At 27.6% G+C, this 23954-nt stretch carries 30 protein-coding genes; all 30 read right to left on the bottom strand.

Annotated elements, in window-relative coordinates:
• Positions 1–24: 24 nt before the first annotated feature.
• The 30 genes from AC4FQW_RS02645 to dnaB all read right to left on the bottom strand — a co-directional run bounded on the left by AC4FQW_RS02645 (position 25) and on the right by dnaB (position 23945).
• The gene (locus AC4FQW_RS02645; RefSeq protein ID WP_491147073.1) at positions 25–255 is read right to left on the bottom strand and encodes an iduronate sulfatase; all 231 of its coding nucleotides are present in this window, start codon (positions 253–255) and stop codon (positions 25–27) included.
• A 78-nt stretch (positions 256–333) separates the two neighbouring features.
• Entirely contained in the window at positions 334–525 is a 192-nt protein-coding gene (locus AC4FQW_RS02640; protein WP_491147072.1) for a hypothetical protein, read from the bottom strand.
• An 18-nt stretch (positions 526–543) separates the two neighbouring features.
• A complete protein-coding gene (locus AC4FQW_RS02635; protein WP_491147070.1) occupies positions 544–1008 on the bottom strand; it encodes a hypothetical protein in 465 nt (154 codons plus the stop codon).
• A 359-nt stretch (positions 1009–1367) separates the two neighbouring features.
• Positions 1368–2765 carry a BppU family phage baseplate upper protein gene (locus tag AC4FQW_RS02630; RefSeq protein WP_491147069.1) on the bottom strand — a complete coding sequence of 466 codons (1398 nt, stop codon included), beginning with the start codon at positions 2763–2765 and terminating at the stop codon, positions 1368–1370.
• Between the two features lie 14 nt (positions 2766–2779).
• Complete coding sequence (locus AC4FQW_RS02625) at positions 2780–4483, bottom strand: hypothetical protein (protein ID WP_491147067.1); 1704 nt, start codon at positions 4481–4483, stop codon at positions 2780–2782.
• 49 nt (positions 4484–4532) lie between these two features.
• Complete coding sequence (locus AC4FQW_RS02620; protein ID WP_491147065.1) at positions 4533–6785, bottom strand: phage tail spike protein; 2253 nt, start codon at positions 6783–6785, stop codon at positions 4533–4535.
• A 3-nt stretch (positions 6786–6788) separates the two neighbouring features.
• Positions 6789–7430 (bottom strand): distal tail protein Dit, encoded by a 642-nt coding sequence (locus AC4FQW_RS02615; protein WP_491147063.1) that lies wholly within the window; start codon positions 7428–7430, stop codon positions 6789–6791.
• A 34-nt stretch (positions 7431–7464) separates the two neighbouring features.
• A complete protein-coding gene (locus tag AC4FQW_RS02610) occupies positions 7465–10353 on the bottom strand; it encodes a phage tail tape measure protein (RefSeq protein WP_491147062.1) in 2889 nt (962 codons plus the stop codon).
• Positions 10354–10368: 15 nt separating this feature from the next.
• Entirely contained in the window at positions 10369–10713 is a 345-nt protein-coding gene (locus AC4FQW_RS02605; protein ID WP_491147060.1) for a hypothetical protein, read from the bottom strand.
• Positions 10714–10874: 161 nt separating this feature from the next.
• A complete protein-coding gene (gene gpG / locus AC4FQW_RS02600) occupies positions 10875–11180 on the bottom strand; it encodes a phage tail assembly chaperone G (protein ID WP_491147058.1) in 306 nt (101 codons plus the stop codon).
• Positions 11181–11231: 51 nt separating this feature from the next.
• Positions 11232–11837, bottom strand: a complete 606-nt coding sequence (locus AC4FQW_RS02595; RefSeq protein WP_491147057.1) for a major tail protein — start codon at positions 11835–11837, stop codon at positions 11232–11234.
• Positions 11838–11849: 12 nt separating this feature from the next.
• Positions 11850–12077, bottom strand: coding sequence for a tail completion protein gp17 (gp17, locus tag AC4FQW_RS02590; protein ID WP_491147056.1), 228 nt, complete (start codon positions 12075–12077; stop codon positions 11850–11852).
• A 132-nt stretch (positions 12078–12209) separates the two neighbouring features.
• Positions 12210–12665, bottom strand: a complete 456-nt coding sequence (locus AC4FQW_RS02585; protein WP_491147054.1) for an HK97-gp10 family putative phage morphogenesis protein — start codon at positions 12663–12665, stop codon at positions 12210–12212.
• Positions 12665–13036, bottom strand: coding sequence for a phage head closure protein (locus AC4FQW_RS02580; RefSeq protein ID WP_491147052.1), 372 nt, complete (start codon positions 13034–13036; stop codon positions 12665–12667). The genes AC4FQW_RS02585 and AC4FQW_RS02580 overlap by 1 nt, the downstream gene beginning before the upstream one ends.
• Positions 13029–13292 (bottom strand): head-tail connector protein, encoded by a 264-nt coding sequence (locus AC4FQW_RS02575; RefSeq protein WP_491147051.1) that lies wholly within the window; start codon positions 13290–13292, stop codon positions 13029–13031. Before AC4FQW_RS02575 ends, AC4FQW_RS02580 begins: the two co-directional genes overlap by 8 nt.
• A gap of 7 nt (positions 13293–13299) precedes the next feature.
• Positions 13300–14451: a phage major capsid protein gene (locus AC4FQW_RS02570; RefSeq protein ID WP_491147049.1), complete on the bottom strand. Its 1152-nt coding sequence runs from the start codon at positions 14449–14451 to the stop codon at positions 13300–13302.
• A gap of 19 nt (positions 14452–14470) precedes the next feature.
• Positions 14471–15106: an HK97 family phage prohead protease gene (locus tag AC4FQW_RS02565; protein ID WP_491147047.1), complete on the bottom strand. Its 636-nt coding sequence runs from the start codon at positions 15104–15106 to the stop codon at positions 14471–14473.
• A complete protein-coding gene (locus tag AC4FQW_RS02560) occupies positions 15081–16211 on the bottom strand; it encodes a phage portal protein (protein WP_491147045.1) in 1131 nt (376 codons plus the stop codon). Before AC4FQW_RS02560 ends, AC4FQW_RS02565 begins: the two co-directional genes overlap by 26 nt.
• 41 nt (positions 16212–16252) lie before the next feature.
• Positions 16253–17878, bottom strand: a complete 1626-nt coding sequence (locus AC4FQW_RS02555) for a terminase large subunit domain-containing protein (RefSeq protein WP_491147043.1) — start codon at positions 17876–17878, stop codon at positions 16253–16255.
• The gene (locus tag AC4FQW_RS02550) at positions 17868–18368 is read right to left on the bottom strand and encodes a P27 family phage terminase small subunit (RefSeq protein ID WP_491147042.1); all 501 of its coding nucleotides are present in this window, start codon (positions 18366–18368) and stop codon (positions 17868–17870) included. The genes AC4FQW_RS02555 and AC4FQW_RS02550 overlap by 11 nt, the downstream gene beginning before the upstream one ends.
• A gap of 160 nt (positions 18369–18528) precedes the next feature.
• Positions 18529–18837, bottom strand: coding sequence for an HNH endonuclease (locus AC4FQW_RS02545; protein ID WP_491147040.1), 309 nt, complete (start codon positions 18835–18837; stop codon positions 18529–18531).
• A 156-nt stretch (positions 18838–18993) separates the two neighbouring features.
• A complete protein-coding gene (locus AC4FQW_RS02540) occupies positions 18994–19542 on the bottom strand; it encodes a site-specific integrase (RefSeq protein ID WP_491147038.1) in 549 nt (182 codons plus the stop codon).
• Positions 19539–19745 carry a hypothetical protein gene (locus tag AC4FQW_RS02535; RefSeq protein WP_024615829.1) on the bottom strand — a complete coding sequence of 69 codons (207 nt, stop codon included), beginning with the start codon at positions 19743–19745 and terminating at the stop codon, positions 19539–19541. Before AC4FQW_RS02535 ends, AC4FQW_RS02540 begins: the two co-directional genes overlap by 4 nt.
• A gap of 195 nt (positions 19746–19940) precedes the next feature.
• Complete coding sequence (locus tag AC4FQW_RS02530; RefSeq protein WP_491147036.1) at positions 19941–20414, bottom strand: DUF722 domain-containing protein; 474 nt, start codon at positions 20412–20414, stop codon at positions 19941–19943.
• Between the two features lie 203 nt (positions 20415–20617).
• Positions 20618–21358 (bottom strand): phospholipase D-like domain-containing protein, encoded by a 741-nt coding sequence (locus AC4FQW_RS02525; RefSeq protein WP_491147035.1) that lies wholly within the window; start codon positions 21356–21358, stop codon positions 20618–20620.
• Positions 21359–21603: 245 nt separating this feature from the next.
• A complete protein-coding gene (locus AC4FQW_RS02520) occupies positions 21604–22002 on the bottom strand; it encodes a single-stranded DNA-binding protein (protein WP_491147034.1) in 399 nt (132 codons plus the stop codon).
• The gene (locus AC4FQW_RS02515; RefSeq protein ID WP_491147033.1) at positions 21995–22255 is read right to left on the bottom strand and encodes a MazG nucleotide pyrophosphohydrolase domain-containing protein; all 261 of its coding nucleotides are present in this window, start codon (positions 22253–22255) and stop codon (positions 21995–21997) included. The genes AC4FQW_RS02520 and AC4FQW_RS02515 overlap by 8 nt, the downstream gene beginning before the upstream one ends.
• An 18-nt stretch (positions 22256–22273) precedes the next feature.
• Positions 22274–22462, bottom strand: coding sequence for a hypothetical protein (locus AC4FQW_RS02510; protein ID WP_491147032.1), 189 nt, complete (start codon positions 22460–22462; stop codon positions 22274–22276).
• Between the two features lie 11 nt (positions 22463–22473).
• On the bottom strand, positions 22474–22641 hold the full coding sequence (locus tag AC4FQW_RS02505; RefSeq protein ID WP_491147031.1) for a hypothetical protein: 168 nt from the start codon (positions 22639–22641) through the stop codon (positions 22474–22476).
• Between the two features lie 2 nt (positions 22642–22643).
• Complete coding sequence (dnaB, locus tag AC4FQW_RS02500) at positions 22644–23945, bottom strand: replicative DNA helicase (protein ID WP_491147029.1); 1302 nt, start codon at positions 23943–23945, stop codon at positions 22644–22646.
• Positions 23946–23954 lie beyond the last annotated feature (9 nt).

Raw genomic sequence — 23954 nt, 5'->3', positions numbered from 1 at the left:
TTAAATTCCTTCTTTCTATTTATTTTATAAAATTTTATCTACTATTTTATCTACTTTATCTTCTAAAGTATCTATCTTTGCATTTATCTTTTCTGCTAATTTACTATTTGTTTCTGTTAACTGGCTATTTGTTTCTGTTATTTTATCTAATGTACTAGACATTTTATTGTACATTTTAGATATAAAAATAGCTAAAAATACACAAGCTGTAACTGGAAATCCAACTACACTTATAAATTCTTCTACTTCCTTCATTTACACTGTCCTCACCTTACTAGTATTTTGGACAATAAAAAAAGACTATCTAAAGTCCTCTAATATTGCCCTTATATTTTATTGTTGACTAACTATTTCTGTTGGTTGTACTGATATAGATTTTGGAGTAATTAATTCTGTTAGTTCTAAGTACTGCTCTTGTGTAATTTGATTAACTGCGAAAAATACATTTAATTTATTTTGCATATCTGCTTTCTCGTAGTTTCCTGTAGTAATCATTCTTTTTAATAATTCATAAATTGTGCTCATTTAAATTCCTTCTTTCTTTTATTTTAATTTTAATATTGCTATATCAGCTGTATTTGTAGTTATTTGTGGTATTAAAATTTCATCTAATAACTTATATATATCATTAATAGACTTAGCATTTTGTTGTATTATACTTCCTAAATTACTTGCTACTTTTAACTTAATATTTGGACTTATAGCATTATTAGAAAATACATAAGTTAAAGCGTTGTAAGTATCTAAAGATAACTTAGTATCAGATATTTTAGTTTCTATTGGTTCAGCTAACTCATAGTAAACTGTAACTGGATTTTGAGATAGCCATTTCTTTAATCCTTCTACATCTGGAGTTTCTAATTTTTCTTTTTTAATTCTAAAATTGAAATCTTCATCCGTAAAACATCCTTCATAATCTACACTACCTAATCCTGTGAAATATTGTACAAATTTATTATTTATAATTTTTGAATAAGATTTCATTCTATTTATTCTTGTAAAAAACATAATTGTTTCTTGTGAAGCATCATATTTATAAATAGTATAATTTTCTACTCCTTTTAAAGTTGTTAAACCTATATTTTTTCTTACATAACAACCATCATCTTTGTTGTATATCAGGTCTTTAGCTCCGTTTGGTAAGCCTTTTAAACCATCTGAAAATGGTAACTTAAGTTCTCTTTTATCATATTTATAAGGTTCAAATGGTATTTCAACATTGCTTATTACTAATTGTGATTTTTCTTTTTCGAAATCTAATTTAAAATAGTAAGAATCATTGGAAATTGTAAATGATTTACCATATCCATTATTTAAATCTATAAGACTCCAATAATCTATTAAATTTTTATTTTCATCGTAGTACCTTATATTATCTGGAATATCATTTTTTTACAAGTAAAAATAACCTTAGTACCTTTAGGAATAAATATTTTGTGAAATTCGTTACTTTTAATTTTTTCGTTCCATAAATTTTTACCACTACTTAAAATATTAATTTTATTTTCTTTTTCACCTGCACTTTTTATACCTTCAAAGTAAGGTTGAATATATTTATTTTTGTAATCTCCCTCTAAAACTAATAAATCAGCTATTTTTATCATTTTCCCATTAGCTGACGGACGTGTATAACTTTGCACTGTAGAAATTTCTGCATCTGGGGTAGTGAAAGTATCTACATATAACCCAGTTTTTGTAGGTGGATTTATGGTAGAATTTAATTTTCCAGGACCATCTCCCTCACCAACCATTAATAAAACAAAATCACTACTTGTCATTGTTATTTCTAGTATATTAGTTATAACAGTATAAGTGGTATTCGGTTTGAAAATAAAGTCTTTAAAGAAAAGGGTTATATATGCACTAGTCCCAGTTATCGTCATTATGCCATCACTAAAAACATAGTTATTTGGTAAATTTTCACATGATTTCCAACCAGATTTAATGCAATTCTGATAAGTCATACCCTCTAAAACTATGTCTTCTATTCTTCCATCTAGCGTATTTTCACATTTTAGATTAGTACCTTGATAGGCTAACTCTTGATTGCTCTTAAGTCCATTCTGTAATGTATCTAAATCCATACGAATTTGAGGTATGTTTTGGCTACCGTCTAATCCATTTATATATTTTTTAGCTTCTTCCAAACTATTATTAAGTGTTGTATTTTTTTCTTCTGCAGTAGCTGTATTTTTAACTAAAGTATCATCTATTGTAGTAGCTCTATTAGTATTAGTTTCTAAATCATTCTTTAAGTTACTGGCTTGGTTTATATCATTTTCCAATGAAACTTTTAATGCAGTACCATTAGTTACTAAAGGATTAAGGTCATTATTTAAATTTGTAGCTTTATCTAATAAAGAAATTAACTCTTTATAAGCACTATTTTCTAATAGTTCTCCACTAACTTTATCAAATATATTTTCTCTAACATATAAATTAAATGTACCAGTATGCTCTAAATAGCCAGTAGAATTATATATTGCAATTCCACAAGAATATAGACCATCTATTTTAGTTATTCGATTGGTAATAGGAAAATCTATTTCTCCTTGTGCTGCATTAGTTACTCTTAAATCATCTATAATATCTCCAAGATGGCTATCACTTTTAACAAAGGCAAATTTAATATTTTTATCTGTTAAATCTAGCCTTTTTTTATTTTCTGTGATAATTAATTTATATGATCCTGTTAAATTATCATTTTGTGTTACTTTTATTGTACTATCAGAGCCATTTACAACATCTATAAATATTTCTCTCATTTAATTGCTCCTTTCTAATAATTTATATCTACTCCCCCTACTATCAAGCATCTTACATCTGAGTTTCTAGGTAATTCACTAAGTTTTAGCCAAGTATTATTTCTACGAAATGCTATCCTTATAGTCTTACCATCTCCGTTTATATCAAAACAAACAGATACTCCTTCTCTAACTAAGTCCCAATCAGGTATTCCGAAGAATGAGGCTACACTATAAAATGGTGTTTTTAGAGTTAGGTTTATCTGATCATTATCTTTCTGAGTAACAGGTTCACTTTCGAACAAACTCTTAAGTGACTGACCTGAACCATTATCCCAGTTCTCAAATATCCATTGATTAGTAGAAGGATCACTATTAAGTTGCTTTAATGTGAATGCAAGAATTTTAGGAACAAGGCATTTAGAGCTATCAGAATTACGATAAATAGCATTATATAAACTGGGAGTGACAAAGTTTTGTGCTTCATTTGTTCTTATTGAATAAATTCTGTTGCTTCCATTATATCCAACTGCAAGATAAGGAGTAGCTCCATCTTTTACTAATGTTATACCTTCACTTTCACCTGCTTTTTTCACACTAAAATGTCCTAATATTTCATGACTTTCTATATTGATACAAGTAATTTTATTATTAGTATAGTAATAAAGAATTCCATTATAATATTCAAGACCTTGAGGAACTCCTTGATTAGCAATTTTAAATTGATTAGCTAAAGAATTACCATTAAAATCTAATATATTAAATATTATTTCTCCATTATCCCCTCTTGGAGAAGTATGAAGAATAAGTCTGTCATTATCGTTGTCTATTGCTAATAATGCAGAAGTTCCGTATTTCTCTAAATTTATATCTCTAGTAACTCTTTTATTATTGAAATCTACTTCATAAACATGAGTTGGGTTAGAACCTCCACCATTTGCTACATATATTCTCCCATTAGATTCTCTAAATCCTAATCCTGCTGCATGACCTATTCCAATGTTTCCAGTTGAATCAACTTTAACACCACTTTTAGTATATTTAACTATATCTCCTTGATTAGAGCCAACATCAAATCCAATATAAAAATGGTCTAATGCATATGTCAATCCTTGTTGATTTCTACTATCATCAACATAAAACATTAAATCCGCTTGAACTCCAGTATCAAAATCTATTAATTTTTTAGGAGCTAAATCGCAATTATCAAGCTTATTTGTTTTCTTTATAGCTGTATTATTTAGATTTATTAAACTTTCCTCTATTTTTTCTTTTTCAGAATTTAATGTTTCTTGAAACTCTACTAACTTACCATCGTATTGATCCATTGTCTTTAATGCTTCTTTAAAAGCTATAAATTCATTAGAACCTTCAATAGCACCATCATTATTTAATCTAGGAGCAACATTTAATCTCATTATTTTAGGTTTTAATTCACCTTGTTGACCAGTAATTTCTAATTGATATTCTGTAACTCCTGGAGTTAATAAAGCAGTAGTTAATTTTAACTGTGCTATTCCTCTTTTACTGTCTACTATAGTTAAGTCATTAAAAACTATATTGCATCTAGAAGTACTCGCATTAATTCTTACTTTACAGTCAGTTAAATCAATTATATTAGCTCCATTCTTAAATTTAAAATTAATGCATCTAGCTGTATCACCTTCCATTGCATATAGCTCTATAAGTTCATCTTCATCAATATCAACTACTTTTAATTTTTCATATAGTTCTTTCATTAAATACCTCCTTTCTAAATAAAAAAGAAGCTATAAAATATAACTTCTTTTAATTAATTAATGTTTCATTTTTATCTTCAAATCCTTTTCTTTTACCTTCTAATTTATATTTAAATTCCATTTCTCTATCACTTTCAATAACAAAATAACCAGGATAAGTTTTAACTTTGTAATCTCCAAACCCAAGTTTACTAATCCAAACATTATAAGATTCTGTAGTATTTATACATTCTTTTAGTAGTTCATTTATTTTAACTATACATTTGTAGCTACCGTTAGATTGTAATGTTGTTTTATAAACTTCATCTACTGGTGTTTTAGTTAAAAGAGAATTTATGTCCTCATTAGAATAAAAAGGTACTTTCCCATAATTTTTAGTTTCTTGTATACAGTTTTTATTACCTAGTACTTGCAAATCCTTCATAACTGACAATCTTCCATTATTAAAATATCCTATTAATTCTCCTCCAACTCTAAACGCCTGTAGTTTATCTGCATTTAAATCACAATTAACTAGATTAGCATTATAAATTTTATTCGTATACATTTCAACATCTTCAAAAATTTTAATAGGTGCTTTTGCTTTATTACTCATTATATTATATTTATCGAATCTTATATAAGGTGAATATATAATCGAATCTTTTCCATTTCTATATGAAATACTTAATGCACTATCTACATCATTGACAAGTGCTATTAAAGGTTTATTTGCATCATCACCTTTTATTAAAGATGTTAATGCTCCTATATAATCTCCATCCTTAGCCCAATTGTATAAATTTAAAGAGTTATTTTCTATTCTCATGGCTAATTTATTATCATTGTAAAAAGATGTTCCACCAGTGCTAGATAAATCTAACTTAAAGCTCCCATCGTAATTTTGTATTTTTATTGCTGTTAATATTCCTGCCCTAATTAAATCAGCATTTAATACTCCTGCAGTTATACAATCAGCTACAAATCCTTGTCCGCTTCCAAACGTTCTCCAATTCCAGTCCTTATCATCTAATGTTCTTTCAGATGCTATCATAAAACCCATGCTTCCTATTGCCATAGCTCCATAAGTTTTACTACCCTCAATCCTATCCTCAAATAACATTGCTCTAACGTGTTGTGGTTGTGCTACATCTCTAAGTGCTTTAAATTTAGTTTTTGTAGCATTCATAACACCTTCTAACATAGAAGGATTAATAGTACCATTTTGATTTAATATGTTATCTAATTGTTCTCTTGCTATATCTTGTTTAGCAAAGTAATTTACTTCTACATCACCAAACTCTACATTTTCATATTTCTTGGTAATTAAGTTCCAATCAATAGCAATAGCTCTAGTTTTCATATCTATGTCTATATCTTTATGTTTAACTATTACTGTATCTCCAATTCCAATGTTAACTAAGCCTTTAAAGTCTTTATACTCTATACTATTTTCTAGCATAGCCACTTTAACATTACCACTTATAGAAGGTTTATCCAATCCACCTTCATAAAGTTTTTTCATTCTTTCTCTCATAGCATTAAACAATTCTTCCTCTGTATCGAATCCTTCATCATCAGAAGTATTAGAATCTTTAAGCTTTAAATCACTCATATCAATATAGTTTTCACATATTATTGGATATTTATTTATAAGTGGGCTATCTATATACTTTTCAGGTAACATTATGCCATCGAAAGCTCTAGGATATGCTCTAGTTACAATATTATCCCTATCTATAACTAAATTAACATCTTCCATATTTCTACTATAATTAACTCTTACTCCATAGTTTCCACCTATTCTATTATTTATATAGATGTTAAAATTATCGAATAAAATTTCTCCACCCCAACGGTTTCTAAATGTATTATCATTATCTCCATTTATAGCTTGTACTATATTAGTAACACAAAAATAACAAGTATTAATTCTATTTATATCAGAATGTCCTTTATACTTAGTACCTTCTAATATCCTATCTAAAGCTTGTTGTCCATTGCAATCTACTGCTCTGGTATCTAATAAATTATGTTTTACTAAATCAAAAAAGATATGTCTTGCTTTTATCTTTAAGCTAAACATACCTTTATCTATGTTATAAATTCTATATAATTGTTTATTTTTAGAATAGAATACTTGTACTTTAATTACTCCCCATTCTTCTATTCTAGTCCATCTTTTTTCTTTATCATAAGGTAATTCAAATTCTATTTCATTAAGTCCAGTATTTAATTCTAATCTTAATTTACCGTCTATAGGTTGTAATTTTATATCTCCATTCTTAGAAAAATTATAGTTATCTATTTTATAATATTGCAACTATTACACCTCCCTCCACCTTGGTTTAATTTCTACCTTACTAAGATTACCACTAAAACTTATGTTATTTTCTCCATATTCTAACACAGGATAATCTCCAGTTTCTATATTTAAACAATCTGTTTTTTCTCTATATGCTATCTCTAATTCACTATCTATATAAAGATAATCTTTAACCATTACAGTAAATATATTGCCGTTTATATTAACAGCTATTTCTCCATTACCTTCTAAATATATTAATGGCTTAGCTTTATCATATTCATTGTAAAGCATATCTCCATTTTCTATATTTATAAAATTATCTCCATCTTCAAAGTATTGCCAACCCCTACAAATGAAATTAATAGTAAATTCACCTTTTCTTTTTAATTTAATATCCATTGTTCCTATTTCTATATCAACAACTTTATAAAACCATCTAGGATCATCTGTAAATATAAGCTTATTATCTTCTATATTATTTAACCAATGTGTAATTCTTCTAAAAACTTCTTTAGGATTATCAGCTATAAAGTTACATTCAACTGGTATTGTAATATCCTTCCTACCTTCTAAATCTTCGTATAAATCTCCATCACCACAAAGTCTATTAATTATATTTTTATTTTTAGAAGAATAGATGTAAGGGGAACGACTAATCATACTTACTCCAAAATCTTTTTTTAATCTTTTATTATTAAATATTAAATCTAGTTTTATTTATTCCACCCCCTCTTATTACTGATCTACTATTTGCATTTCCATCTAGTATATTTCCCATAGAATCTATAACTACTTTAGCAATAGGTTTACCATCAATAGGTACTATAATTTCAAAAATATTATTATGTTTATTATCTTTATTCTCCTTATTAGTATTAAGAACTTTTTCTACACTTCTAGTAACTATTTTATCTAATTTAGATAATGGTATAACTGCTTCATGTTCTTTTCCTTCTCCTACTAGAGCCATTGTAGCCTTAGTAACTATTCCACCTTCTGCAAGTGCTGGTATAGTTGGTAAGTTGATTCCAAAATGTGATCCTCCAATTCCAGGTACCCAACTTGGAACATCAAAACTTAATGTATTTACACCTCTAATAGCTGCATTAATACCACTTATTGCTGCATTAATTGGAGCTTTAATAATTCCAGCAATTGCACCAAAAATAGACTTAACTATATCGGCTAATCCTTGAAATGCTTGTCTCCAATTACCAGTAAATACTCCTTTAAAGAAAGTTATAAGTCCGTTAAATACACCTCTAACACCATTAAAAATTGCTTTAACTGTACCTAGAAAAGAATTTATAGGAACTCCTAAAAGTCCAAATGTTCTAGTCCAATCATGGCTAAATGAACCTTTGAAAAAGTTAGCAAAGCCTTTAAATACAGATTTAACTCCTGCCCATACTTTATTTACTCCATTTCTAAACCATTCGCATTTATTATAAAGTGTTATAAATGTAGCAGCCAAAGCAAGTAAAATTGTTATAACTAATCCTATTGGATTCATTCTCATAGCTAAATTAAGTGCTTTTTGTGCTACTGTCATTGCCTTTGTCGCTGCTGTTACTGCTAATTGAGCTGTTTTATAAGCTAACATTTTAACTTTACTAGCTGTCCATACTACTCCATTTTTAATTAATATAGCTGTATTTTTAATTAAAGATAATGTTAATTTTCCTAATTCTTTAACTACTAATAAAATACATTTACCAAATTCCACTACACCTTTTACAGCTGACTTAACTAAACTAACTGCAAATTTACCAACACTTTTTACACTATTCAAAATAACTTTATTAAATTTACCAATTATGCTAGTACCTTCTTTTGTTGCTTTAGCAAAGTCTTTTAATTTACCAGCACCATTCTTAAATGCTTTTGCTGTGTCTTTGGCAAATTTTATATTGTCTTTTAAACCTTTAGATAATTTAGCAAAACCACCTAATAGTAAATTTGTTCCTACAAATGTTGCTCCAAAACCAACTACTAAATTCTTTTGCCATCCAGACATATCTTGTAGTCCTTTTGTTAATGTACTCAATGCCTTAGCCCCTAGAGAAATAAAAGGTGCTAATACTTCTCCAAATCCAACTAAACTATTCTTAGCCATATTCAAAGAAGTCCTTAAATCATTACCAGTAGTAGTATTAATTTTCTCTAAAGCTTTATCTGTAGAACCTAAAGCATTATTCATAGCTTTTGTTTTATCCTTAAAGCTATTGAATTGTATTCCAGTAAGAGCTGTAACTGCTGTAAGTGCTTCTGTACTACTAAATAATTTACCTAATTTGTCAGATTGTCCACCAGTTTCTTTTTGTAGAATTTTTAAAACTCCAGTAAGACCTTTAGATTTTATCATTGCTTGTCCATTACTATAACCATATTTCTTTATTAGCTTTTGCATATCCGTAGTTGGTTTTATTAAGTTACTAAATACTGCTTTCATCTGTGTACTTACTTCAGCAGTATTACCTGTTACTCCTGTTAAAGTCGCCATAGATCCAAATAGTTCTTGCATACTAATATTTAATGTAGAACTTAAAGGAAATAAAGGTTTCATGCTTGATGCCATTTCTGGGAATGTTGTTACTCCAAGTTTAGCTGTTTGGAATGCTAAGTCAGAAATTTGTTTAGCTGTTTCATTATTTATCTTGTTATATCCTTTCATACCAGCACTAATTAAAGCAACTGCATCATTTGTTTCTGCTCCACCAGCTTTAGCACTCTTAGCCATAGTTTCAAATATTCTTGCGGTTTCTTCTCCACCGTCTCCAATAGAAGAAATACAAGTGTACATACCATCTGTTATATCTTCTAAACTTTTACCTGTATCATTAGAAACTTCTATAACTTTATTCTTATATCCATCAAGATGACTTTGATCATCTAATAATGTATTAATATTAGCAACTCCATCTTGAAATTTCATTTCTGCATATCCTGCCGCAGTTCCAAGTCCAGTTATTGCAATACTAGCTGGTTTCATCTTTTCAGATATTTTCCCAGCTTTTTCACCAGCTTTTTCTACACTCTTTGTAAACTTATCTAATTTACTTTGTCCTAACTCTTTATTAACTTCTTCTAATGCTTTTTTATTTTCTAGTAGTGCTTTCTTACTGTTATTAAGCTTAGTTTCTGCATTGTTAAGTTTAGTAGTGTTAGTCTCTATTGCTTTATTATTTTGTGCATAATCTTCTTTTAATCCTTTAAGCTCCTTAGCTAACTCTTTAGATTCTTTACTATTCTTACTAGTTGCCTCACAACTATCTTTGTATTTTTTAGTTGTAGATTCTATTTTGTTTGCTAATTCTTTTTGACGTGATTTTTGTTTATCTAAGTCACTATTTAATTTCTTAATATTAGTAACTTGAGTTTCTATCATTTTATTTTGTATTTTCATTTTTGCAGTGAGTTCAGCTTGTTTACTTTTAAGTACATCTGTACCATTACCAAACAATTTAGCTTGCGTATTTGCAACATTAAAGCTAGAACTAACTTTCTTTAATTCTTGTGTCATCTGTCGCATTTGCTTTTGAAAATCACTACTATTAGCACCAATCTTAACATTAGCTGCCATATATAATCCTCCTTTCTATTCTTCTATCTCCTCCTCACTTCTTTGATTTATACTAAATTCTATGTAATCTAATAAATCAAAGATATCCATGTTTAAAGTTGCTTCTAAACTATTTTTAAAGTTTTTAATAGAGTATTGTATTATATTATTTATTACGTTTAAGTAATTATCGTAAATATTTTCTTCTTCTAATTCCTCATCTAAATATCCATTTTTTTTGTCATAATCATCAAATGCACTTTTTTCAATTTTTATTTCTTCATTTCCTATAAATATTTCTCTTATTCTATCTTGTATTTTATTTACATACTTTCTAATAAAAATATAAGTTTCAAATAAATCGAATACTTCTAATTGCATTAATTCATTTCTACTTAAATTTAAAAAAATATTAGAAACGATGTTATAACATAGATCAATATCATCATTTTCATATTTTTTAGATAGTTTTATAAAGTCTACATAGTTTTTAACAGTAAATTTATCTAAGTAGTGGCAATTAATAGATAGATTATCAATTTCTATTTCTTGCCATTCGTAAAACCCTTTGTAATTTTTTCAACTTTCTTATTAACTTTTGTAGCTACTTCAAAATCTATAGCACTAAAATTAAATATAATATCACTTACTTCCATATCCTCATTTACATCATCTTCTGTAAATTTATTATCAAATACCTTTACGATTGCAGATACCATATCATCTAAATCAGAATCATCGAATATTTCTTTTTCATTTAACTTATTTCTAACTTTTATAAAATCACTATATTTTTTTCTATGCATTTTCCCACTTTCATACTTTTTCCCTTTAACAGTAATATCCATTGTTTTTCTCTCCTTTCAATATAAAAAGAAGGCAGATAATTCTACCTTCTGCTATTTCTCTGCTAATGGCTCTGGTACTTGAGTAAACCAAGATTCAATAGCACTCTTAGCATCTGAATTAGAATCTATTAAATAAGATTCATCAACTTCCACATGAGTATTTCCATCTTTTTCTCTTGCATAGAATGTACCTTTCATTTTAGCAGTTTGTGTTTTAATTTTATCTTGTTCTGTTTCATAATCTTCTGTCCAACCACCATTGAATTTACCACAATAATGCCATACAAATTCATATTTACCGTTTGTATTTTTAGCTCTCCATCCAATAGCAACCTCTTTAGCTTGATCATCTTTATTGTAAACTAACATTCCATTAATTAATTTAGCACCTCTAAGTATAGCCTTTTGTTCCATGCTTAATTTATTAACATCAAATTCTATTTCTGTTCCTTCATCACTTTCTATAACTTCTTCTACACTATCATCACTTCTAGTTTTCTCTACACTTTTCTTAACTGTTACCTTTGCACTAATAGATCTTCCTAATTTAATAGGCGTTTCTGCTTTATAGCTAGTTGCATTATTTTCTGTTACAACTGCTATAAAAATATCTTTAAGAGCTTTTCTTCTTGTTTTCAATACTGTTTTTTCAGGCATTAATTCCCCTCCTTACAACTGTTGTAAATATGTAAAGCGTAAAGCTTTATGATAAATTTTAGTGTCTTTTTCATAAAAATCTTGACCACTTTCATATTTAAACCCATTATCTTTTAATAATTTTCTTATTTCTTTTTTTAGAGTATAAGCTTCTAACGAATCCATACTCCAAACATCAATTTGTATATTATGTTCTAGCATACTAGCTTCATCATCTTGAAATTCTTCTTCTTGATCCAAATACTCATGTACCGTTATATGTGTCTTATTAAGTTCTTTATCATACCAACCTTCTATAACATCTACATTTAAACTAGATAATATTTCACTAACTAATGCTATAATATCTAATTCTTCCGTAATTCTTACCTCCTATCTTTCTAATTTTTTTATTAAGTTTTCATATTGTTTTTTTGCAATATTATCGTATTGCTTACGTAATATCTTATTAACTTTACCAAAACTATGATGTGGTGGTCTTTGACTAGATCCCCATTCTTCTATTTTCATGTACCAGTATTCACTGTTATCGCTTTTATCCCAACCAATAATTACATATTGCCTACCTTTAATTTTCTTAAATTTAGGTTGAGGAACATTATCAGCAGCATGACCTGGAGGCACTAATCTAGGACCTCCTTTATGTTGTGGTCCACTTTTGCTATTATCTTTACTCCTATGAATAAGAGATTTTACTGTTTTATAAGCTAAATCTCCACACTCTTTAAGAATTTTTTTATTTGTATCTTCAAGCTCCTTTTCAGTCCCTAACTCTTCACAAGTTTTTATAAGCTCATCCAAACCTTCAAAATCTATTTTTATATCCATTAATTGCTCCTATTTGCTTTTAATAAAACAAACTCTCTTGAATCATTCAAAAAATCAATTTTATAAAGCTTATATTCTTTATTATCAAAATAAATTCTAACTCTTTTTCTATTTTCTTCGCTTCTTAATTCTTCAAGTTTTTTAAAGTATCTTAATTCAAATACTAGCGTATCTTTAAGCCCTTCATGCATAGCCGAATAAAACTCTGTTGAATATAATTCTCTTACTCTTGAATAGCATAGTGCAAATTCTTTTTTTTCTTCACCTACACGTCTTCCATTTTTTATGACATCCTCAATTAGTGCAATTTTAATTTTTCTATCAAATATTTTTAATAAATCTTTTTTTCTTTCATTAAACTCTTTAAACATCTTTCTTCACCAAACTTCTTATTTGTAATTGAACTAGTTGACTGTTAAAATTAACTTCAAAATATTCAATAGCATTATTGTAAGTATATCTGCAATATTCAAATAACAACAATTTATTAAAAGAACTACTCTCAAAATCAAGAGTAGTTCCAGCAATTCCTTCTAAATATTCTTTTCCTGCTTCTATACTTCTAATTAATTCAGAATCTTTATCATCCCATGTTATTCCTAAGCGTTCTTTTAACTCTTTTAACATGATCTATTTATTTCCCTTTAGCTGATTTCGGAGCATCTGTGCTTAAATTTGATATATCAAATACTAAGAATGAATCATTATCTTTTGGGTATCCATTTCCGTATTGCTTTACTAAGTAAGTTCTTTCATCTTCTAAGAATTTATATTCATCTGAAAATTCTATTTTTTGAGCTGAACCAATACCCATAAAGTAATCTTTACCCATTCCAGCAACTAATTTACCTTTTGGTACTGCTACAGATTGAATTATTTTAGATGGTATAGGCATAATTCCAAATACATAAGTTCCTTGTTGAGTTAAAAATGTAGTTGCTGAGAATATTTTTTCCCAATAATCCAATGGATTAACTATTATTAGAACAGAAGGTACTGCTCTAGTTCCATTCTTAGTTAATGGAGCCATTATACTTTTACCTAATGTTGCAGGTGTTAAATCAGATAATGCTGTAGCATCTTTATCAGGATAAACTTGTTCTACAACAGCACCTTTTAAATTCTTCATCATTCCAATAGGTTGGTCTTTTCCTGTACCTGCAACTATTGCTAATTCTAAAGCTATTGAAACAGATTCACTTAATACAGTTCTAACAAATCTATCTAACCATTCAGGACCTAAATCAAGCATAGCTTTTGAAACTGGCATAAAGGCTGATAATTTATAAGTATCTGTCTTTGTTTTAGCAAATCCATTTTCTAATTCTTTCTTTATTGGATCTGTTAATTGTCCCCACCAAGCAGCTACACAATTTGATTTTCTTGTAACCCATTCTACTACTGCAGTAGTATTTTGAAAATCTATTTCTGCTAACAATGGATGATTTTGCTCTAAATCTTCAAAAACTCTATCAAATACTGTAGTTGGTAGAGTTACAGTTAAATCAGTAAATCCTCTTTTTTCGATTACTGCATTATAATATTTTCTTTCTTCAGAAGTTAAAGAGTTTATGCCCCTTTTATTTAAAACACTTCTATCATTAATTTCATTATTCATCATAGCTCTTGCTTCTTGTCTAGCTTCTTTTAATATATTATCTTGAATACCTTTAGCCATTCTTACTAAAGACTCTGTTATTTTTTCATTATCATTTCCTTGTAATGCTTCAGCAACTTGTGCTCTTATTTCTTCCATGTTTTGTTGTGTATTATCTAAGTTATTCATTTTTTATAATCTTCCTTTCTTATTTAAATGCATTAAAAAAAGCTGAAATAATTTCAGCACTTCTTTTTTCATTTATTGAGTTTTCTTTTTGACTTGTATCAGACTTATTTTCATTAATTACTTTTTCTCTCAGTTCTTTAATTGATATATCTGAAAGTTCTGAACGACAGTTTATTTCTGTATCTTCATATGCTGGTAGTGGTGTTGCTGTAACTTCAAATAAATCTACTTCTGTTATATCTCTATAGAAATTCCAATCATCATCCCAACGAGTTTTTTGATTCACTATATTAAACCCAAATGAACAACCACGAATTAATCCAAGTCTTACATTTTCTAATAAGTCATTACCATCACTTGTATTAGGTACATTTAATTCAAATCTTAATCCTTGACTATCTTCCTCTAAGGTTAAATTTGAATTTGTTCTACCTACAACCTTGTTCCAATCATGATTTATCAACATAAACTTATCTCTTGTTTTATCAGCAAGAGTTTTTAAAAATGCTCCTGGAGAAACTTTTTCATAAAAAGTATCACCCCATCTATCAGATAACTTAGTATAATCATCTGAAAATATTGCTGCATAACCTTCTAATTTTCTTTCTTCTAAATTTGCATTTCTAAATTCAAGATTTACTGTTCTTTGCTCCATTAGCTTCACCCCCTTTCGCATTTATATCAACTACAGATTGATAATTCTTTGTAACATAATGTTCCATAGACCACTTTTCTTTTAATGGTTCTCTTCCTATAAGTTCTAAATTATCATCAACAGAGTTTACTCCTATTCTAAATAGTAAATCAGCTGACTTTGATAATTTTTCTAAATCTACATTTCTAATTTTTTGTGTATTTACTTTTACATAAGTTCCATTTAAAAACTCTAATTTACTATAGACTTTTCTATTAAATTCAGATGTAATAAGAGTTGCAATTGGATTTATACAAAACATTAAAAAATTATCTGTTTGTCCTTCTACACCAGCTACATTACCTTTTACAATTCCAGTAGGTATATGAAATGCTGAAGAAACAAAATCAATAATATCATCTATTACGGCTCTGATATCTCTACTATCTTTTGTATTTATATTTTTACTTTCTTCAAATTTGTAGTTATTTGATAAAGGTAAAACAGCACTATCTGCATCAAGATACTTTTTAAAATCTTCTTGCATTAATTTATCAAATGCTTCTTTTGCTGGACCTTGTAATGGAGCTTGACCATTTATACCTAAAATTCCTTTTCTACCATTAGCTTTTCTATAAGCTGACATTGAAATACCTAATAACTGACTATAATCTTTGTATAATCCATCTATTAACGATTTAATATTTGCATCATTAAATTTTAAATATGCTACTTCAGATTCTTTAAAGATCTTATTTAAAGGTAAATCTCTTACTACAACATTTTTATATAAATCTTCATAATATACATACTTTGTTTGACTAAAAGAATCAGCAACATAAAAATCATTATCTAATTGAACTATTAAACATTCGTTTTCATATACAAGTTTTGAAATAACTTCAATCCAAAATTCAGTTGCATTTTGATTTTTGTTAGGTTGAATGTTAAAGGCATAATAATTATTTTTCTTAACTTTTTTACCTTTTTCAAAAGTTTCAAATTCTGATAACACTAAAGCCTTGGCCATAATAGATATACAAGACTGAATTGCATATTCTTTATAAAATAATTCTGCTTTTATATTACTTGTTATAGCTTCACCTTTCATTTCAGAACTAAACAAACTACTAAAAAAACTTCTTATCCCTATTGTAATCACCTCCTTTAATATTCATAACAGCCATAGGTTATTGTTTCACAAACACTTTGTGGAATATCTTCATCTTTAGATAAAGCATGAATAAAAGCAAAAAAGCCATCAGTTTTTCTTAACTTAGGCTCAATCTTTTTATAACTTTTATTTTCTTTTTTATCTGTATCTACATAAACGTTATTTGTATACCAACGCATCATAGGATCATCACCAAATATAATATTTTCATTTGCAAATAGCTGCTCTATAAGTGGAGCTAGTTTATTATGTGTAAGATATCCATTACCTACATCACTTAATGGAAGTCCAACTTCTTGAAAAGCACTTGCAAGTAAAGAGCGTCTATATCTATCAGCAACAATATCCAATATGTTATATTTACTGGCTTTTTCTAAAAACCATTCAGCTATATATTTAGGGTCTATTGTATCTTCTCTAAGAACAGTACATACTCCTTTTCTTTTTGCTAACTCTATATCAAATTTTATTTTTCTTCCTGGTATCTTCAAAGCTTTATGACATATAAAAGTATGATGAATCCAAATACGTTTTTCACCATATTTAAATAGTAATCCACATCCAACAAAATCCCTAATACTTGCATAGTCAACCCCACCAATACAAGAACATCCTTCTAATTCTGGAATCTCTTGATCTGTAGCTCTAATCTTTTCCCATTCTGCAACTACTGTATAAGAATCTTGTGCTGGTCTATTCATTCTTTTAGTCATAAAAGTTAGTGCAGTTTGTGGCTGAAATTCCATATCATTATATTCTTCTTCCATTTCTATTTGAAGATCTTTTAAATATCTCAATGATGGATTAGCTTTTTCCCACATTTCTTTGTTATGCACTTCTTCATTAGAATCTAATCTAAATAATAGTGGTAACATTCTAGTTGTTTTATTTTCACCTTTCAATATATTATCAGAAAGCTCTAAATAATCATCTAAAACTCCGCCTCTAACTTCTCCATTAGTTGTTATCATAAAAGTTCTTGAATTAGGCTTTTTACCTAAAGCTGATTTAAATACATTTATATTTTTATAATCTTCATATTCATGTATTTCATCAAAAATTATACAAGCTGGTCTTAAACCATCTTTTGTTTTAGCATTTGATGTTCTATATTTTATATATGATCTAGTTTTTTTAAAAACTATTTTTTCTTTCGTATAATAGAAAGCTCTTTTTAATTTTTTATTATCATCTATAATTTCATATACATCATTGAAACTTGTTTCTGCTTGATCCTCTGAATTAGCAACTATATCAACATTATACTTAGGTAATCCATGAAATTCAGTTGTTAGATACCATGCAACACCACTTATAAAACCATTTTTACCATTTCCTCTACCCATCATTATTAAAAAGGTAGTCCAAACTAGAGTGCCATCATCATAAAAACAATGTATTAATCCTATAACAAATTTTTCCCAAGGAAATAATTTATATTTAAAATATTCCTCTATCTTAGTTACAGCTTTTTCAATTTTCTCATTATCTATGAATACATTAGGCTGTGATAATTTTTCTTTAACTAATTTAATGCTACTTTTTATATCATTACAACTTTTCAATGTACCACTTTCAATAAGATTGATATATTCATCAATATATTTATTAAAGATCATAATCTCCATCACCATCCTTGAAAGATGGTCTTAATCCTAAATCATTTAAAATTTTAAGCATTTGAGCACTTGTTTTATTTAATTCTGAAATACTATCATTCTTTTTCTTTCCTGTTTGCTTTCCATTTTTCCATTCTACAGAAACACCACGCTCATTTACATCTTCTATAAGCCTATTTTTAATAATCCACAATGCCATATAGTCATTTACTAAATCCTCATAGTGTTTTCCATAGGTTTCATTTGATTCTAGTTGCTTTAATAAATCTTCTTTAATTTCATCATAAAGTTTATTTCCCAATTCTTGCACACTTTTTGATTTTGCACCCTTTTTTGTGTGCAAGTTGCGTTGCCAATTAAACCTCCTTTTCCACGACTTAATTGTATTTATAGATACATTATATTTGTCTGCTATTTCAGAATACTTTTTCCCCGAAACGTAGTCTTTATAAGCATTTTCACGAATTATTAAACTTTCCTTTTCATTCATTTTCACCACCTCATTTCTTAAAATAAAAATAAATTTTGCACCCTTTTTTTAAAGGGTGCATACCCCCCTCATGCGAATTTTAAAAAAAGTTCCGTTGTCTCTATCATTACCCGACCGATACAGGTTTTAAAATAATGGATTTTTTTAGAAGGGGGGCTTACTACCAACGTTCTTCATTACTGAATTTTTTCTTTTTAGTTCTATTTAAATGCTTATCATGTATCAGGTTATGGCATCTATTACAAAGGCTTACAAGATTGTTTATATCTAAAGCTAATTCAGGATAATGTTTAAGTTCCTTTTTATGATGAACACATTCAGCAGGATGAAACCTGCCTTCCTTCTTACATATCTGACATTCATAGTTATCTCTAAGAAGAGCTTCTTCTCTTTTCCTTTTCCACTTATAAGTTTTATAGAACTTATTTGTTTCTTCATCAACTATATATCTTTTAAATCTAATAGTCATTACATTCTTTCCTTTTCTAATTTTATAATATATTTAATCAATAATACCTCATAATACATATTGTGTGGCTTTTACTATATTTGCTTTATGCTTTATATAATCAATGTTTAAAGGCATATTAAAAAATAAATGACACCTTATTCTTTTATGTTACATTTAATAGATTTTAAAACCTTTAATCATTCTATTAATATGACTTTGTTCAACACCAATATAATGTAATGTTATTGATGGATCTGAATGATTAAATATTTTCTGAAGAGTGACTATATCTTTATATTGCATATAAAAATGATATCCAAATGTTTTTCTTAATGTATGAGTTCCTAAGTTAAATAATCCAAATATCTCACCAGTTTCTCTAAGAATTGTATAAGCTTGCTTTCTACCAATTGGATTATTATATCCCTTTTGAGATTTTATTAAGAATTCATCTAAATCTTTATCTGCACAATACTTCCTTAATTCTCTTTTTAAAATCGGAGTCATTGGAAATATCTTTTGTTTTTTAGTTTTCTTTTCTCGTATACATATAGTTTCCTTACCTTTTATATCTCTTACCCTAAGCTTTAAAATATCACTTATTCTAAGACCTGAGTTTATACCTATTAAAAACATTATATAGTTTCTTTCACTATATTTTCTTAGATAGTTTGCAATCTCTTGAACTTTTGAACTATCTCTTATGGGTTCAACGTAATTCATTTTTGTCTTAAAGCTCCATTAACTCTTTTAAAGCTGCTATGCTTCATGCATTCATTTATACCTTGGCAAGGATCATATATAACAATTTCTTCTTCACAATTTCCACATTTATAACCATTGCATAAAGGTGAGAAAAATGAACAAGCACATTTTAATCTATTTCCTTCCCACTTCATATACATTGGTAAATTTCTTTTTTTCATCTTCTCACCTCAATCTTAATATAAGTTAATTATATTTTTTATAAAAATAAAAAGCATTTAGACTAATCAATTTATTAATCTAAATGCTTATAAGGGGTTAGTGAAAAATCATAACTTGTACAATATAATAATAGCATCTATATACGTTTTTTTAGTGAACTCATTACGAATGAAAACAATAATAAATCCGTAACTCTAAAAATCTTCAAATTTAAACTGCTTATATGGATTTATAAATAACATATAGTACATATGATTAATAACTTTATTTCTTAATTTTGTTCTGCAATAATCTCCACTAAATCCTAAATTATAGCCTATTTGATCCCAACTAAGTTGATTAAAATTAAAGTATCTTAATCTTACTAATTTCTTTTCACTATCACTTAATATATCTAAGGCATTATCTATCATATTAATCATATTTTGATTAGATAGTAATTCCTTTTGTAATTTTTTTATTTTTCTTTCCTTCTCTAATAGTTCATTTTCTACTGAGGAGGTAATTTTATATGTAGGTCCAGTCTTTTCTTCATATGATATTGTAGAAGCTCCTTTATATGTTTTTGATATAATCTCTATTTCTAACAATTGATTTTTTATAGTTGCTTTTATTGTATTGTAATTACTTAATATATTTTCTACTTTTTTAAAATCTTTTTTATCCATAGTTACCTCCCTAATAGAAAATTATTATATTATTATATTCTGGCTAGGAGATACTATATAAAGTGATATGGGGGATATCACTTCCTTTCATGTTAGCGTTTCATTTCCTAGCCAGGTTGATTCAGATTTTCTGCCTATTGCGAACTAAAATTTAATAAAAAATACCGTATATTCTTAATTGAATAATACGGTATTAACTCAAATTATTTTTCTGTATATAATTTCATAAATTCATCTGCAAATTTTTTCACAAAATCTCTATCTAAAGCTATCGCTAAAGTCTCATTATTGTAAGCTGCAGATTTACTCCAATTATATGATCCATGCATTACAAATTCAAAATCTATTATACAGAACTTATCATGTAATCTATTAAAAAAATATTCACCTTTTAAAGGTATTTTTTTTACATCAAAGTTATCTTCAAGTTTATTTAGTATATACTTATTTGAATCTTCATCAGATGTAATAATCCTTATATTTACTCCAGCATCTTTTCTTAATAATAGCTCTTTAAATATTTCATCATCAGTAAACCAAGCCACAGCAGCCCAGATTGTATACTTAGCGTTTCTTATACCTTGAATTATAGTATCTTTTATTTCGTCGAAAACTACATCATGCTGAATAGTATCATCTATTTCAAGATCTACTGGTTTAGGTCTTATAAATAAACTATTTAAATCGTTATCTTTTGTTTCAATATAAACAAATCTCGCCAATCTTTCAAATTCATCTCTATATTCTTTTGCTTTTCTTAGCATTGGTATCGGAACTCTTAGTAAAATATTTTCCCAACACTGCCATGGTTTCGATGTAAATTTATTTGTTTTGTCATACGAAATCATTGATCTTCTCAGTATAGTCATCATCTCTTCTTTATTATCATAATCTTCATACTTAAGAGTCTCAATCATTGTTTTCAATAATCTTTCTTCGTTCATATAACTCTCCCCTTTATATTAAATTATGATTTAATTATATCATCTTAAGTTTATTGAGAATACCATAATATTCAATTTTAAAAGAACATTTTATTTCATATTTTCCTTATATTGCGAATTATATTGCGAATTAATTTTATTTTCCGATTTTATAATGGTTTCTTATTAATATTTTTTATGATATGTTTTGATTTTGTTTAAGTTTAATTATCATTTACGAGTATATTATATTAGAGTATAAAGTTTTAAAAAGGCATATCTCCATCATCTACTGGTGTCATATCGTCATCAAACTCCTTAAAATTATCAGTCTGATTTGAATTATCTGATTTATTATTCCCTATAAAATTAAATCTTTCTATAATCACATCTGTTGTATATCTTTTTATTCCATCTTTATCATAACTACCTGTTCTTATATTTCCTTCTATCGCTATTTGATTGCCCTTTAATAAATATTGTGCTATTGTTTCTGCTGTTTTACCAAATGCAACACAATTTATAAAGTCTGCTTCTTGATCTTTATCCTTTTGTTTTCTTCTATTAACTGCTAAAGTAAATCTAACTACTGCATTACCTGTATTTGGTGCAAATCTAAGTTCAGGATCTCTTGTTAATCTACCTATTAATATAACCTTATTCATTGTCTATCTCCTCCTTTATCCTTTCAATTTGTCTTTCCATCTTGTAAACTACAGTATCTGTGAATTTATCATAATCAAAAAATTCAAATTCTTTTAATTGCTCCATCATTATATAAACATCAGCCATTTCTTCTATGATTGCTTCTTTATCTTGATGAGCTATTGCTACTGCAAGCTCATTTAACTCTTCAATAGCTTTATGAGCTTGTGCTTCCTCCCCATAATGATTTACTATCTTTTTTATATTATTCATTAAACATCAACTCCTTATTTAATCAGCTATAAATACATGCACAGTATCTTGACAATAAATTTTTTTAACTTCTACATCTGATGCTTCAAGAACATCTCTAAGTTTCTTTTCAGCATTACTCCATGATGATGCAATAACATAGCTTGTACATTCTGACTTTAATATGTTTTTGCCGCTCCACTTTATCTTGTATAATGATTTACTCATATTATTAACTCCTAACATCCACTTGATTTTCTTCTCATCTTACATCTCTTTTTTATATTATCGCTAACCATAAATTGATATGAATTAAGCTCCTTTTCTCTTTTAAGCTGCTTACGCTTTATATCTCTTATTGTCATTTCCATCATTTCATGTGGTGTATATTTTTTTAATAGATTCATATTTATCTTCTCCAATCTAAATTTGCAATTTTTTGAAGTTTATCTATATAAACAAATTTTAATGTTCCTGTTTTACCATTTCTTTGTTTTGCTATAATCCACTCCATTAAATTTTTATCTTCAGTTTCTTGGTTGTAATATTCATCTCTATATGCAAACATAACTAAATCTGCATCTTGTTCTATATTCCCACTTTCTCTTAAATCTGAAAGCATTGGTCTTTTATCTGCTCTCATTTCAACTGCTCTACTAAGTTGGCATAACAATATAACATTTATGTCTAGCTCTTTTGCTAATAATTTTAATTGTCTTGTTATTTCTCCTATTGCATATGTTCTATTCTCTACTATCTTTATATCCATAAGCCCTAAATGATCTATTATTAAAACATCTAATCCATTGGATTTTTTCATTGCTTTTGCTTTAGCCTTTATAGTTAATATATTTTGATAATCTGAGCAATCAGTTACCATATTACCTCTCTTTGATAATTCATTATAAGTTTTACTTATCTTTAAAAACTCTTCATCATTTAATTTTCCTAGTTGCAGCTTATTAGCTTCTATATTGCTGTTATAAGCTAACCTTCTTATTCCAAGACTTTCTTCTGTCATTTCCATCTCTATAAGTCCAACTTTATAATTATTCTTAGCAAGTCCATCTGCCATATTTAAAGCTATAAGAGTTTTTCCCATTGAAGGTCTACCACCGATTACAAATAACTCGCCTTTTTTTAATCCATTTGTTGCTTTATCAAAATCCATAAAGCCAGTTTTCATTCCAGGTATTTCTCCACCGTTTTGAAATCTTTTCTCTATTTCATTTAATGTTTTAGCAAAAAGCTCTTCATCATTTATAATTGTTTTCTTAGAATTATTATTATCTATAAGTTTTTCTTGCATATGCCCAATAATATGATCTGCCTTTTTACTCTCATCATATAAATCTGACATTGAGTTATTAAGCTCTTTAATTGCTTCTCTCCTATATGATTTATCTTTTAAGATATTTATATAGGCATCAATATTTATATTTAATCCTCCTGCTATTAAATCACTTATGTATGTTATTCCTCCAACATCATTTAAATTATCTTTTCCTATACTCTCTATTAAAGTTACAAGATCTATATCGCTTCCATTTGAAAATAACTTACACATATTTAAAAATATTATTTTATGTCTTTTCAAATAAAAGTCCTTTTCATTTAATCTTTCAATACATTCAATTATTTTTGTATTGTTATGAAGTATAGCTCCTAACACTTCCATTTCTGCTTCAATTGCCTTTGGTAATTCTCTCATCTTTATCTA

This window comes from Clostridium sp. TJA085 (assembly GCF_058310235.1).
Note: the sequence above shows the minus strand (reverse complement) of the source record. Positions and strands in the feature narration are given on the sequence as shown.

Excerpts from the sequence above, each read along its gene's own strand:
- AC4FQW_RS02630 (WP_491147069.1), bottom strand. The coding sequence starts at position 2,765 with ATGAGAGAAATATTTATAGATGTTGTAAATGGCTCTGATAGTACAATA.
- AC4FQW_RS02525 (WP_491147035.1), bottom strand. The coding sequence starts at position 21,358 with ATGAACGAAGAAAGATTATTGAAAACAATGATTGAGACTCTTAAGTAT.
- AC4FQW_RS02610 (WP_491147062.1), bottom strand. The coding sequence starts at position 10,353 with ATGGCAGCTAATGTTAAGATTGGTGCTAATAGTAGTGATTTTCAAAAG.
- AC4FQW_RS02575 (WP_491147051.1), bottom strand. The coding sequence starts at position 13,292 with ATGTTAAAAGAGTTAAAAGAACGCTTAGGAATAACATGGGATGATAAA.
- AC4FQW_RS02520 (WP_491147034.1), bottom strand. The coding sequence starts at position 22,002 with ATGAATAAGGTTATATTAATAGGTAGATTAACAAGAGATCCTGAACTT.
- AC4FQW_RS02555 (WP_491147043.1), bottom strand. The coding sequence starts at position 17,878 with ATGATCTTTAATAAATATATTGATGAATATATCAATCTTATTGAAAGT.
- AC4FQW_RS02615 (WP_491147063.1), bottom strand. The coding sequence starts at position 7,430 with ATGATTAGTCGTTCCCCTTACATCTATTCTTCTAAAAATAAAAATATA.
- AC4FQW_RS02510 (WP_491147032.1), bottom strand. The coding sequence starts at position 22,462 with ATGAGTAAATCATTATACAAGATAAAGTGGAGCGGCAAAAACATATTA.
- AC4FQW_RS02645 (WP_491147073.1), bottom strand. The coding sequence starts at position 255 with ATGAAGGAAGTAGAAGAATTTATAAGTGTAGTTGGATTTCCAGTTACA.
- AC4FQW_RS02550 (WP_491147042.1), bottom strand. The coding sequence starts at position 18,368 with ATGAATGAAAAGGAAAGTTTAATAATTCGTGAAAATGCTTATAAAGAC.
- AC4FQW_RS02505 (WP_491147031.1), bottom strand. The coding sequence starts at position 22,641 with ATGAATCTATTAAAAAAATATACACCACATGAAATGATGGAAATGACA.
- AC4FQW_RS02635 (WP_491147070.1), bottom strand. The coding sequence starts at position 1,008 with ATGTTTTTTACAAGAATAAATAGAATGAAATCTTATTCAAAAATTATA.
- AC4FQW_RS02605 (WP_491147060.1), bottom strand. The coding sequence starts at position 10,713 with ATGCAATTAGAAGTATTCGATTTATTTGAAACTTATATTTTTATTAGA.
- AC4FQW_RS02570 (WP_491147049.1), bottom strand. The coding sequence starts at position 14,451 with ATGAATAACTTAGATAATACACAACAAAACATGGAAGAAATAAGAGCA.
- AC4FQW_RS02540 (WP_491147038.1), bottom strand. The coding sequence starts at position 19,542 with ATGAATTACGTTGAACCCATAAGAGATAGTTCAAAAGTTCAAGAGATT.
- AC4FQW_RS02545 (WP_491147040.1), bottom strand. The coding sequence starts at position 18,837 with ATGACTATTAGATTTAAAAGATATATAGTTGATGAAGAAACAAATAAG.
- AC4FQW_RS02625 (WP_491147067.1), bottom strand. The coding sequence starts at position 4,483 with ATGAAAGAACTATATGAAAAATTAAAAGTAGTTGATATTGATGAAGAT.
- dnaB (WP_491147029.1), bottom strand. The coding sequence starts at position 23,945 with ATGAGAGAATTACCAAAGGCAATTGAAGCAGAAATGGAAGTGTTAGGA.
- AC4FQW_RS02640 (WP_491147072.1), bottom strand. The coding sequence starts at position 525 with ATGAGCACAATTTATGAATTATTAAAAAGAATGATTACTACAGGAAAC.
- AC4FQW_RS02535 (WP_024615829.1), bottom strand. The coding sequence starts at position 19,745 with ATGAAAAAAAGAAATTTACCAATGTATATGAAGTGGGAAGGAAATAGA.
- AC4FQW_RS02515 (WP_491147033.1), bottom strand. The coding sequence starts at position 22,255 with ATGAATAATATAAAAAAGATAGTAAATCATTATGGGGAGGAAGCACAA.
- AC4FQW_RS02530 (WP_491147036.1), bottom strand. The coding sequence starts at position 20,414 with ATGGATAAAAAAGATTTTAAAAAAGTAGAAAATATATTAAGTAATTAC.
- AC4FQW_RS02565 (WP_491147047.1), bottom strand. The coding sequence starts at position 15,106 with ATGGAGCAAAGAACAGTAAATCTTGAATTTAGAAATGCAAATTTAGAA.
- AC4FQW_RS02595 (WP_491147057.1), bottom strand. The coding sequence starts at position 11,837 with ATGCCTGAAAAAACAGTATTGAAAACAAGAAGAAAAGCTCTTAAAGAT.
- AC4FQW_RS02585 (WP_491147054.1), bottom strand. The coding sequence starts at position 12,665 with ATGGATATAAAAATAGATTTTGAAGGTTTGGATGAGCTTATAAAAACT.
- AC4FQW_RS02580 (WP_491147052.1), bottom strand. The coding sequence starts at position 13,036 with ATGTTTAAAGAGTTTAATGAAAGAAAAAAAGATTTATTAAAAATATTT.
- gpG (WP_491147058.1), bottom strand. The coding sequence starts at position 11,180 with ATGGATATTACTGTTAAAGGGAAAAAGTATGAAAGTGGGAAAATGCAT.